The sequence below is a fragment of the Streptomyces sp. KL116D genome (genome assembly GCF_030766975.1).
Classification (GTDB): Bacteria; Actinomycetota; Actinomycetes; order Streptomycetales; family Streptomycetaceae; genus Streptomyces; species Streptomyces longispororuber_A.
The window spans coordinates 14,853-31,124 of sequence record NZ_JASERH010000011.1 but is presented as its reverse complement, the minus strand read 5'-3'; the positions used below and the strand labels follow the sequence as shown (position 1 = coordinate 31,124).

The following is a 16,272-nucleotide window of genomic DNA, read 5'->3' as shown; positions in this document are numbered from 1 at the left end:
CACGAGCGCGATCGCGGTGAGGGCTCTGGGTATCCGGTGTCCGAGCGCGGACCGGAATCGGGGTCTGCGCAGGGATGTGAACACAGATGTGAACACGGGAGGTCTCCTGTGGGGTGGGCCGTCAGCCGGTGTACTTGGCGAGGATGCCGGGTGAACTGCCAGGCGCTCTGCGACACACCCGGAGCAGGTGTCGTCGTTCGGGCAGGCGCCGGAGCAGGGCCGGTCGCGGCTGGCCGACCAGAACGTCAGGCGCGCGAGGTGGTGCCGCTGCGCGCAGCCGAGGATCGTCTGGAAGTCGGCGTAGTGACGGACCTGCGTTGTCGTCGGTGATCCCGTTCATGGACGAGATGCCCATGTCCCGGTACGCCTGGTCGTCGCCGTAGCCGTACGCGTTCTCGAGGGCGTTCTTTGAGTCCTCGGCCGCCCGGGTCGTCAGCGTCCCCATAGTTCTGTCCCGCACCGCCGAAGTCGAACGGCATGATGGTCCAACTGTCGACCGTGAGACCGGAGTTGGCGGCCCGGTTGATCAGGCTCGTGTCCGGTCCCGACCGGCCGGTGCCGATGGTGACGTACACCTTGATGCCCGGGTTGTTGGCCTTGACCGTCTTGAGCGCGTCGACCGTGCGCTGCTGCACGGTCCCGTTGCTGTAGGCGCCGGCTTCCAGGTCGATGTCGATGGCCTTGAGCCCGTAGGCGTCGATGACCTTCTGGTACGCGCCGGCGAGCGCGGAGGCGCTGGAGCAGGAGCTCTCCAGCTTGTTGCCGCTGTAGCCGCCGAAGGAGGGGATGACGTCGCCGCCGTTCGCCCGCACGGTGTTGACGGTCTGCTGGTCGACGCCGCCGGTGAGCGGGCGGCCGCCGTCCCACTGGGGCTGCAGGTGCCGTTGCTGAGGACGAAGGCGAGGGTGAACCACTTGACGCCGGTGGCGTTCTATGACGGTGACCGGGTTGGGCGGGCCGCTGCCCCAGCCGTTGTAGAGGTACGGGGCGACGGCCATCGGCGCGGCCGCGCGTGGTGCCGCCGCCGCTGGGCGCGGTCCACTTCTGGTTGGCGCGCCGGTGCAGGTCCAGATCTGGACCGGGTGCCGTCCGCTCGAGGTGTTGCCGGTGACGTCGGCGCACTCCTGCTGGACTGCTGGCCCACGAGGTCGCGGGCGGCGGTGACGGTCCACTTCGTTGGCGCTGCCGGCGCAGTCCCACAGTTGGAGTCTGGCGCCGTTGGCGGTCGAATTGCCGGTGACGTCAGGCGGCACTTGCCGAGGGCGCGGACGGTTCCGTCGGTGCCGACGGTCCACTGCTGGGCGGCGGTCCCGTTGCACGTCAGAGCTGGACGGCCGTGCCGCTGGCGGAGCTGGCGGCGGCGACGTCGAGACACTCTGCCGCCGAGTCCGGGTGATGGTGCCGGTGGCCGCGGCGGCGGGGGACGCGGCGAGCGCGGTCGTCGATCCCGCGAGCAGGGCGGTGGCGAGCAGGTGCGCAGGGCGGTGCTGCGGGGTGGAGGCGGAGCGGGGTGCGGGGGACTGGGGTGATGGGGAGCGTGGGGACATCGGGGACATGGGGGTTCGAGCCCTTCATGGGAGGCCGTTGATGGGGGTGCAGATGTTCATGGGTAAGGAACACCGGGTGCATTCATGAAGCTGTGGCGAACGGGAACCCTAAAGGTCTGCACCCAAAGTCGTCAAGAGATGAAACCAAGATGGCCGTCAACGCGGTTACGGCCACGAGGACTTGAACACAGCAAAGCGCCCGGTGGGCCTCCCGGGGATCCAACAGTACTTAATTCAAGGCGTGTTAAGAGGGGTGCCGTCGCAGTACGACTTACGCGCACCGGTGATTTCGCCGATGGCACTCCGGCCCGTTGCCCCCACCCTGATCCGGACCAGGTACCCGCACACCCCCGTCAGGAGGGCTCCATGGGCTCCACCCGTCCCTCGCACCGCCCGCATCACCCGCGCCGGCTGCTCGGCGTACTCGCGGCCACCGCCGCCGCGTTCGCCTTCTTCTCCTCCACCACGACGACGGCGGGCGCCGACCTGCATCGGCCGCCGTCGCGCAGGCCACCTCCACGCGGACCACCGCCCTGGCCGCCGCCGCGCAGCCACTGTCCACCAGCACGCCGGTCGTCTTCGTCCACGGCTACACCGGCAGCGCCTCCAACTGGGTCACCGCCATGAGCGTCTTCCGCGCCAACGGCTGGTCCAGCTCCAAACCTCTTCGCCTACGAGTACAACTCGTACGGCAACAACATACCAACGCCCAGGGCCTCGCCTCCTACGTCAACACCGTGAAGGCACGGACCGGCGCGAGCAAGGTCGCCATCGTCAACCACTGATGGGCGGGCTGGTCAGCCAGTACTACCTGAAGGTGCTGGGCGGAAACACTCAGCGTCAGCCACCTCGCCCTCGATCGCGGGCGCCAACCACGGCACCACGTACGCCGGCGCCTGTCTGATCTACACGACCTGCCAGCAGATGTACCCGGGCTCCTCGTTCATCTCGCAGATCCTCGTCCGGTGACGAGACGCCCGGCTCCACCAAGTACGCCACCTGGTACTCGGCGTGCGACGGCATCATCATCCCGTACACCAGCACCCTGGGACTCGACGGGGCGACCAACAACAACGTGCTCTGCCAGACCCACATCGGGTATCTGACGGACACCGTCGTCCTCGGTCAGATCGCGCGGTTCGTCGCGTCCTGACCGCCGGAAACCGCTGAACCGCTGAACTCCCAGGGTGGGCCCGGCCGCCCTCGACGGCCGGGCCCACTCTGGCGTGTCGCGCTGCTGCCCGGCAGGCGGCGTGGCGGCTCAGGCGCCGTGGGAGCGGAAGAGCGCGAGGAGAGCCTGCGCCGGCGCGGAGTCCACGTCGAAGAACTGCGTCGTCAGCGACGACGGAACGGCCGCTCCCTCGCATCCGGACCTCATGGCAGGTGAAGCAGAACGCCGCCTCGAAGAGGGCCTGGTCGAGCGAGTCCCCGTACGCGCGGATACCCCAGCCGGGCGAGAAACCGCAGCGGTGCTGCACGCTGCCGGGCAGCGTGCCCATCAGGGCCAGGGCGTCGGCCGTCTCGTCGCCGGTCCAGTGGGCGGTCACGCCGGGGTATGCGGCGCCTCGTTCGGCGGGAGGCCGGTGATCCTCACGACCTCGATCAGCGCGGTGGCGGCTACGGCCTCGACAGGTATCTGCATGAGAACAGTGTCACCGCACGCCCTCGCCCGCTGGGCGCTGTCACAAATCCGCGCCGAGCCGGTCGTAGGAGACGGCCACAACGGCTCCCGGCCGCCGCGCACACTCGTCCGCATCGGACGGTGCTCGTCAACCGACGGCCCTCCCCACCCTCCCCGCCCTCCAGATCAGGACGTCATGAGTCAGTCCACGAACGCGTTCTCCGCCTGGTACTGGCCGATGCGCGCCTCGGCACGCCGGTGAGGAGCACCGGGCCGCCAGCGCGCTGGAGTTGTTCTTCGACCTTTGCTTCGTCGCCGCTGTCGCGCAGGCGTCGTCGGCGTTCGAGCACGAGATCGCGTCGGGCCGGGCGGGGCACGGGCTGCTCGGCTACGCGCTCGTGTTCTTCGCGATCTGCGGGCGTCGGGATGAACTTCACCTGGTTCGCCTCGGCCTACGACACCGACGACGTCCCGTACCGTTTCGCTGACGCTGATTCAGATCATCTGCCCTGGTCATGGCCGCGGGGGCCGCCGAGGCGCTGGAGCACGGGGACTTCACCTTCATCGCGGTACGTGGTGATGCGGCTGGCCATGGTCAGTCAGTGGTTGCGCGCCGCTTGTACGGATCGTGAGCGGCGGCGGTCCGCGCTGCGTACGCCGTAGGGCACTTGGTGCTGCAGGTCGGGTGGTCGGCTCGGCTGGCGCTGCCGGTGGGCGGGTCGGTGGCCGGGCCGGTCGGCGGTGGGACGGTCACGTTCGCCGTGCTCGCCGTGCTGGAGCTCGCGGTGCCGGTTGGGCTGAGCGGGCCGAGGGCACCACCTGGCATCCGCAGCACATAGCCGAGCGCTACGGCCTGTTCACGCTGATCGTGCCTCGGCGAGTCCGTCATGGCCGCCGGTCTCGCCGTCGGTGCCGCACTGGACACCCACAAGGACTTCGGCTCCGTCCCTGCCCGTCGCGCTGGGCGGACTGCCGACCGTCTTCGCGTTGTGGTGGATGTACTTCGCGTCAGGATGCGCCGCGTCCGTCTGCGTGCACGCAGCGGACGGCGATGCTGTGAGCTACGGGCACTACGTCGTGTTCGCCGCCGCGGCCGCCGTCGGCGCGGCGCTCGCGGTGAACGTCGCCCACGTCACCCACGTCACCCACGGCCCTGGCGCTCGTGCGCTCACCGACGTCCAGGCCGCGGCGGTGACACAGTGCCCGTCGCCCTCTTCGTCACCTGTGTGGCTGGCTGCTGCACCGGCGGGCCGCCCAGTTGTCCACGGCGGCCGACGTCCTTCCGCCCGCCGCGGCTCTGGCCGTCCTCTGCCTGACGTTCACACCGTTCGCCGTGCTGGGTACGGGCGTTGTCGCCTCGCTGCTCGTCGCCGGGGTTCCGTCGTCCTCGGGCGGCACGGACGTGTCGACGGGTGAGGGCGCTCCGCCGTGTCGGCCGAGCGCCCTCGGTCGCCGTCGGCGGTGTGCGCTAGACCCGGTCCTCGGGGCGATGTACTCGAAGGTGGGGCCGGCCGCCAGGCCGTCGTCGTCCCCGCATCGCCATCAGGCCCCTGCGCCTGGCCCTTGGCCGCGTACATCGTGCCCACGGACATGCCGAGCATCGCCGGGTTGCCGTTGAAGGCCTGTTCCAGCATCTGGAGCATCTTGCAGTACGCTCTGGTTGAACGCCTCCTGCGCGGTGCGGATCGCGTGGCCCTCGGGGTGGTCCGCAAGCCGCTGGTCGGGGCGGACGGGACGGATGCCGGCCGGGTCCACGGTCACGGGGTCACCGGTGGGGCCGGATTCCGGTGTGTCGCCGGGCTGGAAGCGGCGGCCCACGGCGAGTTCCTGGAACCGGTAGTAATGGGAGACGGCCTTGGTCTCGGGGTGGAACAGGGTCCCTTGTCGCCGTCCCAGACGTCGGCGCGCGTGCCGCGCCCTCGCCCTGTTCGACGATCTCCTCCAGCGCGGCGAGTGCGGTGGCCGGGTCGGTGACGGGGCGAGGTGGCCCGCCGTGTGGGCGAACGGGCCGCCGGCGACCTGGCGGGCGGGGTCACCGGTGAAGACCTGGTCCTCGCCCAGTTCGGCGCACAGGTCCCGCAGGCCCTTCTCGACCGCGTCGTAGAACTGCCCGATCGTCTCGTAGTCGTCGCCCTCCGCCGGGTCTCCGGGGCGCGCGGGCTGTTCGAGGCGGAGGAACATGCCGAGGGCCTCCTTGCCGAACGGCAGGAGCGACAGCTCGATGGAGGGGTCGGCGTGCGGCATGGTGCGCGGGTGCGGCGGCATCATGTGCGGTACGTCCAGGCGGGGGTCGGCCGCCGACCGCGTTCAGCAGGTTCGCGACCAGGGCGAGGTGGATCATCTCCTCGACGAAGACTCCGCTGATCAACTGGGCGGCGTCCGCGTTGCGTTCGGGGTCGAGGGAGTAGAGCGCCGTCAGGTACGGCGGCAGTGTGGAGTGCTCGATCTCGATCGCCCACTGCAGGTGCCTGCGCAGGTCTTCCAGGGTCGTGATGCCGGTCGTCGCGGCGGCGGCGGGCGTGGTGGACTGGTCGTGGGGCATGGCGGCGAAGCTCATTTCGGCTGGTCGGTGTAGGGGGTGCGCTCAGGGGGCGGGTGCCACCGGCGGAACGCCGTCGTCACGGCGGAGCGGGCACGCCCCTCTGAGGTCAATCCACTGACCGGGGAGCCGGGGCATCTGTGACACTGTCTGGCGGATTTCACACTGATGAGGCGCGTGGTGAGCGTGAGATAGTGTCAATGGTGTCGATGTCGGGCGGCGGCGTGCCGCGGCATCCGGGCGCCGCGATGCTGGTGACGGGTGGCCAACTGCCGTTCCGGGCCTGACTCGTTCGCGTCAGTACGTTCGTTCCTGCTTCTCCGGAAGGTGTGTCTCATGGCTGAGCTGTTCTACGACTCCGACGCCGATCTCCCCTCGTCCAGAACCGCAGGGTCGCGGTCGTCGGCTACGGCAGCCAGGGGCACGCGCACGCGCTGTCCCTGCGGGATTCCGGCGTCGACGTGCGCATCGGCCTGCACGAGGTTCCGCGTCCAGGGCCGTGGCCGAGGAGCAGGGCTGCGGGTGGTGACGGCGGCCGAGGCCGCCGCCGAAGCCGACCTCATCATGGTCCTCGCGCCGGACCCGGTCCAGGGCGAGATCTACGAGCAGCACATCGCCCCCGCACCTGAAGGACGGCGACGCGTTGTTCTTCGGCCACGGGTTCAACATCCGGTTCGGCTTCGTCAAGCCGCCGGCCGGTGTGGGACGTCTGCATGGTCGCGCCCAAGGGGCCCGGGCCATCTGGTGCGCCGTCAGTACGAGGAGGGGCGCGGCGTTCCGTGTCTCGTGGCCGTGGAGCAGGATGCGACCGGCACGGCCTTCGAGCTGGCGCTGTCGTACGCGAAGGGCATCGGCGGCACCCGCGCCGGTGTCATCAGGACGACGTTCACCGAGGAGACCGAGACGGATCTCTTCGGCGAGCAGGCCGTCCTCGCGGGCGGTGTCACCGCGCTGGTGAAGGCCGGTTTCGAGACGCTGACCGAGGCCGGGTACCAGCCGGAGATCGCGTACTTCGAGTGCCTGCACGAGCTGAAGCTGATCGTGGACCTCATGTACGAGGGCGGCCTGGGGAAGATGCGCTGGTCCATCTCGGAGACGGCCGAGTGGGGCGACTACGTCACCGGGCCGCGGATCATCACCGACGCCACCCGGGCGGAGATGCGGAAGGTGCTCGCCGAGATCCAGGACGGCACCTTCGCACGTGAGTGGATGGCCGAGTACCACGGCGGTCTGAAGCGGTACCAGGAGTACAAGAAGCAGGATTCCGAACTGCTCCTGGAGACCACGGGCAGCGAGCTGCGCAAGCTCATGAGCTGGGTCGACGAGGAGGCGTAGGCCGCGGGCGGGGCGGGCTCGACCGCCGCGGACGGGGGCGGTGCTGCGCCTGCCCGGCCGCGGCGGCCCCGTTCCGGGCGGTGGTACGCGGCCGGGATCAGCCCATGTCTTCGAGCGCCTTGCCCTTCGTCTCCTTGACGAACTTGAGCACGAAGGGGGACGGAGAGGGCGGCGAAGAGCGCGTAGATCACGTACGTGCCGGAGAGGTTCCAGTCGGCCAGTGAAGGGAAGCTCGCCGTGATGGCCCAGTTGGCGATCCACTGTGCGGACGCGGCGACGCCGAGGGCGGCGGCGCGGATCCGGCTGGGGAACATCTCGCCGAGCATGACCCAGACGATGACGCCCCAGGAGAGGGCGAAGAACAGGGACGAAGGCGTGGGCGGCGATCAGAGCGACCCACCCCTGACCGGAGGGGGAGTTCGCCGCCGGCCGAGCGGGCGGAGAACGCCCATGCCTCCAGCGCCAGGGCTGCGGCCATGCCGACCGAACCGATGAGGGCCAGCGGCCTGCGGCCGACCCGGTCGACGAAGAGCATCGCGACGACCGTGCCGATGATGTTGATGATCGACGTCGTGAACGAGTAGAAGAACGAGTCGGTCGGGTCGACGCCGACGGACTGCCACAGCGTCGAGGAGTAGTAGAACGCGACGTTGATGCCGACGAACTGCTGGAAGACCGACAGGCCGATACCCACCCAGACGATCGGCTTGAAGAAGAAGCTGCCGCCGAGCAGGTCAGCGAAGGTCGATCTCTGCTCGCCCCGCATGGCCGTCTCGATCTCGGTGACGCGGGCGTCGAGGTCGATCCCGTCGCCCTCGACCTCGTGGAGGATGCGGCGGGCCTCGTCGTGGTGGCCGACGGAGATCAGGTAGCGCGGCGACTCGGGGATCGCGAAGGACAGCAGGCCGTAGAGCACGGCCGGGATGACCATGACGCCGAGCATGACCTGCCAGGCCTCGACACCCATCAGCTTGCCGCGCTGGTCGCCGCCCGCGGCGTTCAGCAGGCCCCAGTTGACGAGCTGCGAGATCGCGATGCCGATGACGATCGCGGCCTGCTGGAAGGAGCCAAGACGGCCCCGGTACGCGGGCGGCGAGACCTCGGCGATGTAGGCCGGGCCGATCACGGACGCCATGCCGATGGCGATCCCGCCGACGACCCGCCACATCGCCAGGTCCCACAGCGCGAACGGCAGCGCCGAGCCGATGGCACTGGACCGTGAACAGGACCGCCGCGATCTGCATGCAGCGGATCCGGCCGATACGGTCGGCGATCCGGCCCTAGCGGTCGCCGCGCCGATCGCACAGCCGATCAGCGCGATGGCGATGACCTGGGCCAGCACCGCCGAACCGACGTCGTAGCGCGGTCCCGGACGGCCTCGACGGCGCCGTTGATGACGGAACTGTCGTAGCCGAAGAGGGAAGCCGCCCATCGCCGCCGCTGCCGCGATGGAGACGACGTGGGCGAGAGGGGGCGGGGGCGGGCCGCCCGGGCTTCTGACGGGGGTGTCTCGGCGGTGCTGGTCACGTGAACTCCTTGTGCCACTGGTTGCCACTGGTTGCCACTGGTCTACTGGCGCGATGTCTCGCCTTGAAGACCGGTGGGGCCCGGACTGGTGTGACACTGTTGCGTCGTCCGTTGACTAGCTCTGGCTCTGGCTCTGGCTCTGGCTGTCCGGCAAGTCGGGCAGGTCGGGTGGAGTCCTCCAGGAAGTCCGCGGCCGGCGTGAAGAACAGGAGCCCGTGACCGCGGTGGAGAAGTCCAGGGATCCGGTCGTGCGTCGCCGCGTCCGTGCCCAGGAACATGCGCGCCAGCATCGTCTCGGTGACCTCGGGAGTGCGCGCGTAGCCGATGAAGTACGTACCGAACTCCTCGGTGCCCACGGCCCCGAACGGCATGTTGTCGCGGAGGATCTCCCGCTCGGCGCCGTCCGCGTCCGTCACCGTGGTGAGCGCGACGTGCGAGTCCGGCGGTTTCACGTCGTCCGCCAGCTCCACGTCGGAGAGTTTCCGCCGGCCGACCACCCGCTCCTGCGCCTCGACCGGCAGGGCTTCCCAGGCGTCGAGGTCGTGGAGGTACTTCTGCACCACCACGTAACTGCCGCCCGCGAAACCGGGATCCTCCTCGCCCACGACCACGGCGGCCTGCGCCCGGGCACCCGTGGGGGTTCTCCGTACCGTCGACGAAGCCGAGGAGGTCGCGTTCGTCGAAGAACTGGAAGCCGTGCACCTCGTCCCGCACCGTGACCGCTCCGCGCAGCCGGCTCATGATCTCGGTGGCGAGCGCGAAGCACAGGTCCTGGCGTGCGGCGCGGATGTGGAACAGCAGGTCGCCGGGGGTGGCGACGGCTCGGTGGCGTGCGCCGCGCGGTTCCTTGAAGAGGGGTGGAGACGGGCCGGGCGTTCTCCGGCGAGACAGGCGGTCCCAGGCGTGGGACCCGATGCCGGTCACACAGCTCAGCAGGCCGTCGGGGTGGGCGCGGAACCCCACGGCACGCTCCAGGGAGCCGATGTCGGGAGGAGTTCGCGAACGGTGTGCTCGCCGCCCTCGTCGATCGTGACGACGAGGAAGATCGCCGCGCTGGTCAGTGGGGACCGCAGGATCGTCTAGGGGCACGGGTTCCTCGACCCTTTCGGGCATGGGGCATCCTTTCGGGAGTAGCGAGCAGCGAGTAGGCAGGTCAGTCGGTTCGGGACAGGGCGCGTGCTTCCTCGCGCGTCAGGGGCGCGGTGCGGCGGCCGCCTCGACGGCTCGCAGGCGCTCCTCGCGTCCAGCACCCCGCGCGCGTGCAACTCCGCCAGAAGGTCCGCCAGGGCGCGGGAGTTGGCCATGACCCTTTCCGCGGTGCGGGCGAGGATCGGCTGGTCGGCAAGACCGACCTCCCTCGACCTCCAGCCGGTAGATGCAGATCTCGTGGCGACGGCCCGCCGCGACCTTGCTCCAGCCGTCCAGGACGCGCCATCGTCCCTCGCTCCCGCGCAGGTGCGGGCCGTCGGCCGTGGCTGCCGCCTGGGTTCGGCCTCCAGTTCCTGGTGCCGCTCGTCCGGTACGTGCAGTTCCACCGCGTATCGGCGCAGGGGCAGCCCGCCTGGGTGGGGCGTGTCCGATGGCAGCGGTACGGCGGCGAGTTCGCGGATCCCGCCGAGCAGTTCGACGGGCAGTGTCGTCATCGTCATCCTGGGCTCACTTCTGGCGTAGGCGTAGGCGTAGGGGTAGGGGTGGTGGTTCGGGGTCAGGAACTGACCTCGGGTGCGGGAGCGGCCGGCGAGCCATTCCCGGTAGCTGGTCTGCGCGACGAAGGCGCCGGCACCCGGCAGGAGGTCCGCGGGAGTGCGGGCGGGCGCCGAAGAAGGGGCTGTGGGCGTGCGTGCGCACGGGCCGGTAGGCGGCGTCCGTCGCGAGGGCGATGCGCACGAACCGGTCGAGGCCGAACTGTTCGGGACCGGCGATCTCACGGACGCCGCCGAGCGGCCGGGACACGGCGATGTGGGCGAGGTACATCGCCACGTCCGTCAGGGACACCGGCTGCACTCTCAGCGGCGGCACCTGGACGACCCCGTCCTCGGTGGCCGTGTCCGCGATCGCCTCGGCGGCCTCGAAGAACTGCGTGCTGCGGAGGATCGAGTAGGGGGTGCCCGAGCGCTCGATCATGGCTTCCCGCGCCCGCAGTGCCCGGAAGGCGCCGTCGCCGCGCACCCCGGTCCGCGCCGACGGCGGAGGGCACACGTGGTGTCGCACCCGGCGGCGGTCGCGGCGCGCAGGAGTCTGCCGGTGGAGGCGAGCCACGCGTCGAGGTGAGCCGCCTCGTCCCCGGGCCGGCCGTTGCCCATGGGGGAGCGGGTCGTTGCCCGTCGGGAACGTGCCGGTGGCCGGGGGAACGTGCCGGTGGCCGGGGGGCGGTTGATGGGCGAGGTCGATCACCACCGCGCAGTCGTGCAGGGCGTCGGCCACCTGTTCCGGGGTGAGCGGGTCGAGGCCCGGTGGGCGCCGAGACCAGGCCCACCTCGTGCCCGTGGTCCCTGACCCACAGGGCCGTCTCGACGCCCATGAGTCCGCCGTCGTCGAACACCACGACCTTCATGACCCACAACCTCCTCGTCCGACCGGCCTCGCGGGCGTTCACGCACCGTGTCGGTGCGTCCGCTCAGGTCGGCTGAGGGGTTTGACCGGGCCGGCACCTGATGTGTGACACCTTGTGGTCATGGCGCAGGTCCGGCCGAGGCGTCGGCCGAGGGCAACGGCCTCGACGGGCGGGCGTGTCAGATGAGTTCCAGGCCGCCGTCGACAGTGATCACCTGGCCGGTCGCGTGACGTCCCGCGGGGTCGGCCATCCGGAGCACCCAGTGAGCGACCTCGTCGGCGCTCGCGATGTGGTGGGTGGGGGATGCGGTCGCGCTCGTAGGCGTACATGTCGTTGGCGGCCTCGGGCGTGAGTCCGGCGTGCAGCATGACGTCGGTGCGGGTGGGGCCGGGGGCGACGGCGTTGACGCGAATGCCCTCCCCCGCCAGTTCCAGCGCCCAGCTGCGCGTCATCTGCTCGATGGCGGCCTTGCTGGCCAGTAGTGCGCGCCTCCCGCCATGGGCCGGTGCCCGTAGGTGCTGGAGAGGTTGATGATCGTGCCGGAGGTCTCGCTGCAGGTGCGGCAGGGCCGCGTGGGCGAGAAGGCTCGGCGCGACGACGTTCAGGGCGAGCAGGCCGGTGATCGTCGGTCCGTCGGTCTCGGCCAGGTTCATCACCGCTGTGGCACCGGCGTTGTTGACCAGGTGGTCGATGCGGCCCCCACCGTTGCACGGCGGTGGCGATCACCTCGGCGGGCGCTCCGTCGCCGCGGACGTCGATCGCCAGGACGTCGATGCCGCGGTGCAGCGCGGCGGTCTCCTTCAGCGGTTCCTCGCCGGCCCACCCCCGAGCACATGCGCTCCGGCGGCGAAGAGCGACGGCCGTGGCCCGGCCGATGCCGGATCCGGCTCCGGTCGCGACGCGCGTGGCCGCGAGTCTGGTCGGAAGAGTCTGCGGACATCGCACGGTCCTCACATTGTCGGTGCGTTCTTCGAAGCGTTCTTCGATGCGTTCTTCTATGCCCGCACACTCAATATGGTGTGTTCTCACACGATCGTCAAACGTTGAACAGTGTGACAAGGTCAACGGCTCGTCCACGCAGCCTGCGACGGGCCCGCGGCGCATCTATCCTTCGGGGGGCGAGCACCCGCAACGGACCTCAGGTCGCCGGTGTGGGCCCGCCGTCCTGAACGCGACGGCGAGGCGGCGGTGCGGCTCGGCGAGGGACCGGGTGCTCGCGGGCGGACTCCAGGCGGGCCTGCGCCCGGTGGACCACCACGCGGGCCGTTCGGGGCGCTGATCCGCAGCAGCGCAGCGAGTTTCGCGTAGGCGTAGCCGAACCCCTTGCGCAGGACGTAGGCGGCCAGCCGGTCCGGCGTCAGGCGTGACCATGAGCAGGGCCAAGGGCGCCCTCGACCGCCACGGTCCGCTCGACGCTCAGCACGGGGTCCGGGGCGGCGCGGTCCGAAGTCGGCCAACTGCGGCTCGACCGGGACCTCGTGGCGGTGGCGCGCGGAGCGCACGACGTTGATGGCCAGCCGGGTCGTGGCCGTCACCAGGAACGCGGTCCGGGTTGTCGATCTCCGCACGCTGGGTGAGCTGCCAGCGTCCCACCTCCTGGACCCCGTCCTCTAATCCAGTGGCGATCGCCAGATGCGGTAGGCGATGCGGAAGAGCCGGGTCCGCTCGGCCAGGAAGGCGTCGGGGCGGCGTCCATGTCGCCGACGCCGGCCGCCCGGGCGTTCGCGGCTTCGGTGGTGATCTGCGGACCGTTCGTGGTTCGCGGACCGGTCGTGGTCTGCGGGCGGGTCGTGGGCTGGGGGGCGGGTGGCGGGCATGAGGAGCTCCTGCTCGTGGAAGGACGCCCGTCAAGGGCGTGCTTCCACCCTGGCACGTGACCCCCTTCCCCCGCGCCCTTGCTGCCCGTGGTGGGTCGTAGGACCTCGTGGCGGAGTCCGTGGGCTGGGCCCCGCCCGTGGAAACACCCTGGGCCCCGTCAGGGATCCCGTGGCCAAGGCCCTGGCCACGGGCCTAGCCATGGAGTCCACGACGCCCACGGGCCACAGGTCCATGGTGCCCACAGGCAGCAGAGTCCACGGCGGCACGGCTCCCACGGCGGCCACGTGGGCTACAGGGTCCATGTGGGGCCGCAGGGTCCGTGGGGGACCACGGAGTCCATGGGGGACCACAGGGTCCCTGGCCCGCGCCCGCGTCAGGCGCTCGCATCGTGTCCTCGTCGGGAGGTCGTCGGCCGGGGCGTCCCAGGGCACCGGGCGGCGCACACGCGAGTTGATGCCGAGCTTCATGTACACCTTGCGCAGGTGCCACTCCACGGTGTGCAGGCTGATGAACAGCTCCGCGCCGATCTTCGCGTTCGTCATGCCGTCGGCGGCCAGCGCGGCTGACCTGGAACTCCTGGGGGTAGGGGCGCTGGTCGGCCGGTCCTCCCGCTCCCTGACGTGCTCGCCGGTGGCGAGGAGTTCGCGGCAGGCCCGCTCGGCGAGGCGTGCGCGCGCATGCCGTCGAACATCTCGTGCGCCGTACGCAGGTGTTTGCGGGCCGACGAGCGGCGCTGGCTGCGGCGCGGCCACTCGCCGTACAGCAGGTGGGTGCGGGCCACCTCCACGGCCACGCCGCCGCGCTCGAGCTCCCTCGATCGCGGTCCAGTAAAGCCGGTCGGCCGTGTCGCCGTCGGCCGAGGAGCGCCTGGCCGCAGGCGGCGGCGCCGCGGGCCCAGCCAGTTCGGCGGCCCGGGTGAGCTCGATCAGCCGGGCCAGCGAGCCAGCCTGGTCGAGTTCGCCGCACCGGGTGGCGGCGCTCGACGTGTTCCACCAGCGACAGGCCGGTGAAGTTAAATCGTCGTGCTCGATGCCCGCACGGGCAGGCCGCCAGCGCCTCCTCGTAGCGCCCCAGGCCGTTGAACGGCACCCCTGGATGACTCGGTGGCGCCCAACAGGGAGACCTCGCCGGTCTGTTCGGCCCGCTGCCTGGCCTCGTCGATGATGCCGGTGGCGACCTTCCGCCTTCACACCCGCCACGCGGCCAGGACCAGGGTCGCGTACTTGTGGGGGCGTGGCCCGCTCGCGGCGGGAGACGCGTCGGCCTCGTCGATCATCCGGTCGGCCTCGGCGAAGTTCCCGTAGTGGATGTGCACGCCGCCCGCGTAGATGAGGGCCGGGGCAGGGCGCCGAGCGCTCCGACGTCGCGGCCAGGCGCACGGCGCGGCTCGACAGCGCGTCCCAGGCGTGCAGGTCCCAGGCGTAGTGGATGAACGCCTCCAGCGCGACCGGCAGGAGCAGCAGCCAGCGCATGACAGGCTTCCCTGGTGCCGAGTTCCTCGTTCACGAGCAGGTCGAGGGCGTCCCGCAAGGCCGGGGCGGCCTCGTTCCCGTCCGCGAGGGCGCGGCGACGCCGTCGAGGAGCGGTCGGCGGCCTCCGAACCGGAGGGCGGCGCCCCCGAGTCGCGGGCCGCGATCGCCGCCGCGCGGGCTCCGGTCGGGCCGTGGACGAGACCGGCGAAGATGGTCGCGCTGATGGCTTCCAGGTAGGTCTCGCGCGCCAGCGGCGACCCGGCGGCGGTGAACTGCGCCGCGGCCTCCAGGAACAGGGGCGCCGCCTCGTCGCCGCGGCTGCGGGCGAAGAGGATCCGGGCCCGCAGGCGCGCGAGAGCGGGCCCGGTCCAGCGTGCTCAGGGGGCACAGTTCGGCCACCGTGGCGAGTTCGGTGGCGCGGTCAGGGCGCCGCGGCCGAGAAGTGAGCCTCGGCGGCCGCGAGGGCCCGGCGGCCGCGCGCCCACGCGTCCGGCGTCACCTCGGCCGCGCGCTCCAGCAGCACCGCCTCGGCGGCGATGCCGCCGCGCTGCCGGGCGCGGTCGGCGGCCTGTTCGAGGCCGGTGGCGACGTCCTCGTCCGGCCCGTCGGTGGCCTGGGCGGCGTGCCAGGCGCGCCGGTCGGGGTCGAGGACCGGGTCCGTGACGTCGGCCAGCGCCTGGTGCACCGCCCGGCGTTCCTCGGGCGTGGGCTCCCTGGTAGACGGCGGAACGGACCAGCGGGTGCCGGAACCTGACGGACTCCCGAACTCGATCAGGCCGGCCGCCTTGGCCGGTGCCGCGTAGGGCACGATGTCGAGCCGGGCGGCCGCGCGCACCAGCAGGCGCGCGTCGCCGACCGGTTCGGCCGCGGCGATCAGCAGCAGGGTGCGGGTCGCCGCCGGAGAGAAAGCCGATCCGGCCGGCGAAGTCGCGTTCGACGCGCGCCGGCGACCGGCCCCCGTAGTCGCCGGGCCTGGCCGACGAGGTCGAGTCCGTAGGCCGGTTCGGCGGCGCTGCGGCCGCGGGAGAACTCGAGCAGGGCGAGCGGGTTGCCGAATCCATCTCCGTGACGAACCGCGTCGCGGACGCAGCTCTCCAGGCGGCCGCCGACCACTGACTTCAGGAGCTGTCCCGCCGCGGTGGTGTCAGGCCTTCCAGCCGGAGGGTCGGCAGTCCGTTGAGGGCGGTGCCGCCCTCGGGGGTCCCGTACGGCGAACGCCATGGCGACCGGCTCGGCGAGCAGTCGGCGGGCCACGAACTCCAGGGTCTGCAGGGACGCTTGGTCCAGCCACTGGGCGTCGTCGACCAGGACGAGCACCGGCCGGGTCTCGGAGGCGCGGGTGAGCAGGGTCGTACGGCGAGTCCGACGAGGAAGCGGTCGGGCGGGTCTCCGGCGGCGATGCCGAACGCCACGCGGAGGGCGTCGCGTTGGGGTTCGGGCAGTTCGTCCAGTTCCAGTTCGCCGAGGAACGGTGTGCAGACCTGGTGCAGGCTGGCGTAGGGCAGCTCCATGTCCGCCTCGATGCCGTGCGCCCAGGTCACCTTCACCCGTGACGCCTGTGCGGCCGCGTACTCCAGGAGCACCGACTTGCCCATGCCGGCCTCGCCGCGGACCACCAGGGTGCTGGACCCGCCTTCGCTCAGACCGGCCAGCAGTGCGTCGAGTGCCGCGCACTCGCGCTGCCGGCCGACCAGGTCGGGAAGCGGGCTGGCGATCATGCGGGGCGGCTCCTCAGGGACATCTGGGGACGAAAGGGTCCCACAACATGGTCGGAACAGGCGCTTGTAACGATATCCGTAAGGGCACACACCCTGTGTGTTTGTCGAGATGTGACGGTCTCCACGTCGGAAAGTCGCCGG

The 16,272-nt window shown here is 71.1% G+C and carries 13 protein-coding genes and 6 pseudogenes; 5 read left to right on the top strand and 14 right to left on the bottom strand.

Annotated elements, in window-relative coordinates:
- Positions 1-121: 121 nt before the first annotated feature.
- A pseudogene (locus tag RBJ77_RS03745) lies at positions 122-1,547 on the bottom strand (ricin-type beta-trefoil lectin domain protein).
- A gap of 398 nt (positions 1,548-1,945) precedes the next feature.
- The gene (locus tag RBJ77_RS03740) at positions 1,946-2,134 is read right to left on the bottom strand and encodes a hypothetical protein (protein WP_372343670.1); all 189 of its coding nucleotides are present in this window, start codon (positions 2,132-2,134) and stop codon (positions 1,946-1,948) included.
- 36 nt (positions 2,135-2,170) lie between these two features.
- Between RBJ77_RS03740 and RBJ77_RS03735 the strand changes: the two genes are divergently transcribed.
- From RBJ77_RS03735 to RBJ77_RS03725, 3 genes are all read left to right on the top strand, one after another.
- Positions 2,171-2,332 (top strand): hypothetical protein, encoded by a 162-nt coding sequence (locus RBJ77_RS03735; protein WP_372343669.1) that lies wholly within the window; start codon positions 2,171-2,173, stop codon positions 2,330-2,332.
- Between the two features lie 1,126 nt (positions 2,333-3,458).
- Positions 3,459-3,656, top strand: coding sequence for a low temperature requirement protein A (locus tag RBJ77_RS03730; protein WP_372343668.1), 198 nt, complete (start codon positions 3,459-3,461; stop codon positions 3,654-3,656).
- Positions 3,657-4,077: 421 nt separating this feature from the next.
- Positions 4,078-4,584 (top strand): low temperature requirement protein A, encoded by a 507-nt coding sequence (locus RBJ77_RS03725; protein WP_372343667.1) that lies wholly within the window; start codon positions 4,078-4,080, stop codon positions 4,582-4,584.
- 349 nt (positions 4,585-4,933) lie between these two features.
- On the opposite strand, the pseudogene RBJ77_RS03720 reads toward RBJ77_RS03725, so the two are convergent.
- Both RBJ77_RS03720 and RBJ77_RS03715 read right to left on the bottom strand, forming a co-directional pair.
- Positions 4,934-5,412, bottom strand: a pseudogene (locus RBJ77_RS03720) (ferritin-like domain-containing protein).
- 109 nt (positions 5,413-5,521) lie between these two features.
- A pseudogene (locus RBJ77_RS03715) lies at positions 5,522-5,710 on the bottom strand (ferritin-like domain-containing protein); the annotation flags it as partial.
- Positions 5,711-6,154: 444 nt separating this feature from the next.
- Here RBJ77_RS03715 and ilvC point away from each other — a divergent pair.
- Positions 6,155-7,042: a ketol-acid reductoisomerase gene (gene ilvC / locus RBJ77_RS03710; RefSeq protein WP_372343688.1), complete on the top strand. Its 888-nt coding sequence runs from the start codon at positions 6,155-6,157 to the stop codon at positions 7,040-7,042.
- 218 nt (positions 7,043-7,260) lie between these two features.
- Here the strand turns inward: ilvC and RBJ77_RS03705 are convergent.
- The 6 genes and pseudogenes from RBJ77_RS03705 to RBJ77_RS03680 all read right to left on the bottom strand — a co-directional run.
- Positions 7,261-7,356, bottom strand: a pseudogene (locus tag RBJ77_RS03705) (hypothetical protein); the annotation flags it as partial.
- A 182-nt stretch (positions 7,357-7,538) separates the two neighbouring features.
- A pseudogene (locus tag RBJ77_RS03700) lies at positions 7,539-8,474 on the bottom strand (MFS transporter); the annotation flags it as partial.
- Between the two features lie 91 nt (positions 8,475-8,565).
- Complete coding sequence (locus RBJ77_RS03695; RefSeq protein WP_372343666.1) at positions 8,566-9,174, bottom strand: Dyp-type peroxidase; 609 nt, start codon at positions 9,172-9,174, stop codon at positions 8,566-8,568.
- Positions 9,175-9,316: 142 nt separating this feature from the next.
- Positions 9,317-9,682, bottom strand: a pseudogene (locus RBJ77_RS03690) (Dyp-type peroxidase domain-containing protein); the annotation flags it as partial.
- Between the two features lie 543 nt (positions 9,683-10,225).
- On the bottom strand, positions 10,226-10,780 hold the full coding sequence (locus RBJ77_RS03685) for an SDR family oxidoreductase (RefSeq protein WP_372343665.1): 555 nt from the start codon (positions 10,778-10,780) through the stop codon (positions 10,226-10,228).
- Between the two features lie 381 nt (positions 10,781-11,161).
- Positions 11,162-11,776, bottom strand: coding sequence for an SDR family oxidoreductase (locus RBJ77_RS03680; RefSeq protein WP_372343664.1), 615 nt, complete (start codon positions 11,774-11,776; stop codon positions 11,162-11,164).
- On the opposite strand from RBJ77_RS03680, the gene RBJ77_RS03675 reads away from it, so the two are divergent.
- Positions 11,742-12,170: a hypothetical protein gene (locus RBJ77_RS03675; protein ID WP_372343692.1), complete on the top strand. Its 429-nt coding sequence runs from the start codon at positions 11,742-11,744 to the stop codon at positions 12,168-12,170. The genes RBJ77_RS03680 and RBJ77_RS03675 overlap by 35 nt on opposite strands.
- Positions 12,171-12,970: 800 nt before the next feature.
- Here the strand turns inward: RBJ77_RS03675 and RBJ77_RS03670 are convergent.
- From RBJ77_RS03670 to RBJ77_RS03655, 4 genes are all read right to left on the bottom strand, one after another.
- Positions 12,971-13,483, bottom strand: a complete 513-nt coding sequence (locus RBJ77_RS03670; protein ID WP_372343687.1) for a helix-turn-helix transcriptional regulator — start codon at positions 13,481-13,483, stop codon at positions 12,971-12,973.
- Between the two features lie 644 nt (positions 13,484-14,127).
- Entirely contained in the window at positions 14,128-14,256 is a 129-nt protein-coding gene (locus RBJ77_RS03665) for a hypothetical protein (protein ID WP_372343663.1), read from the bottom strand.
- Between the two features lie 578 nt (positions 14,257-14,834).
- A complete protein-coding gene (locus tag RBJ77_RS03660; protein WP_372343662.1) occupies positions 14,835-15,248 on the bottom strand; it encodes a hypothetical protein in 414 nt (137 codons plus the stop codon).
- Positions 15,249-15,531: 283 nt separating this feature from the next.
- On the bottom strand, positions 15,532-16,131 hold the full coding sequence (locus RBJ77_RS03655) for a BREX system ATP-binding domain-containing protein (RefSeq protein WP_372343661.1): 600 nt from the start codon (positions 16,129-16,131) through the stop codon (positions 15,532-15,534).
- Positions 16,132-16,272 lie beyond the last annotated feature (141 nt).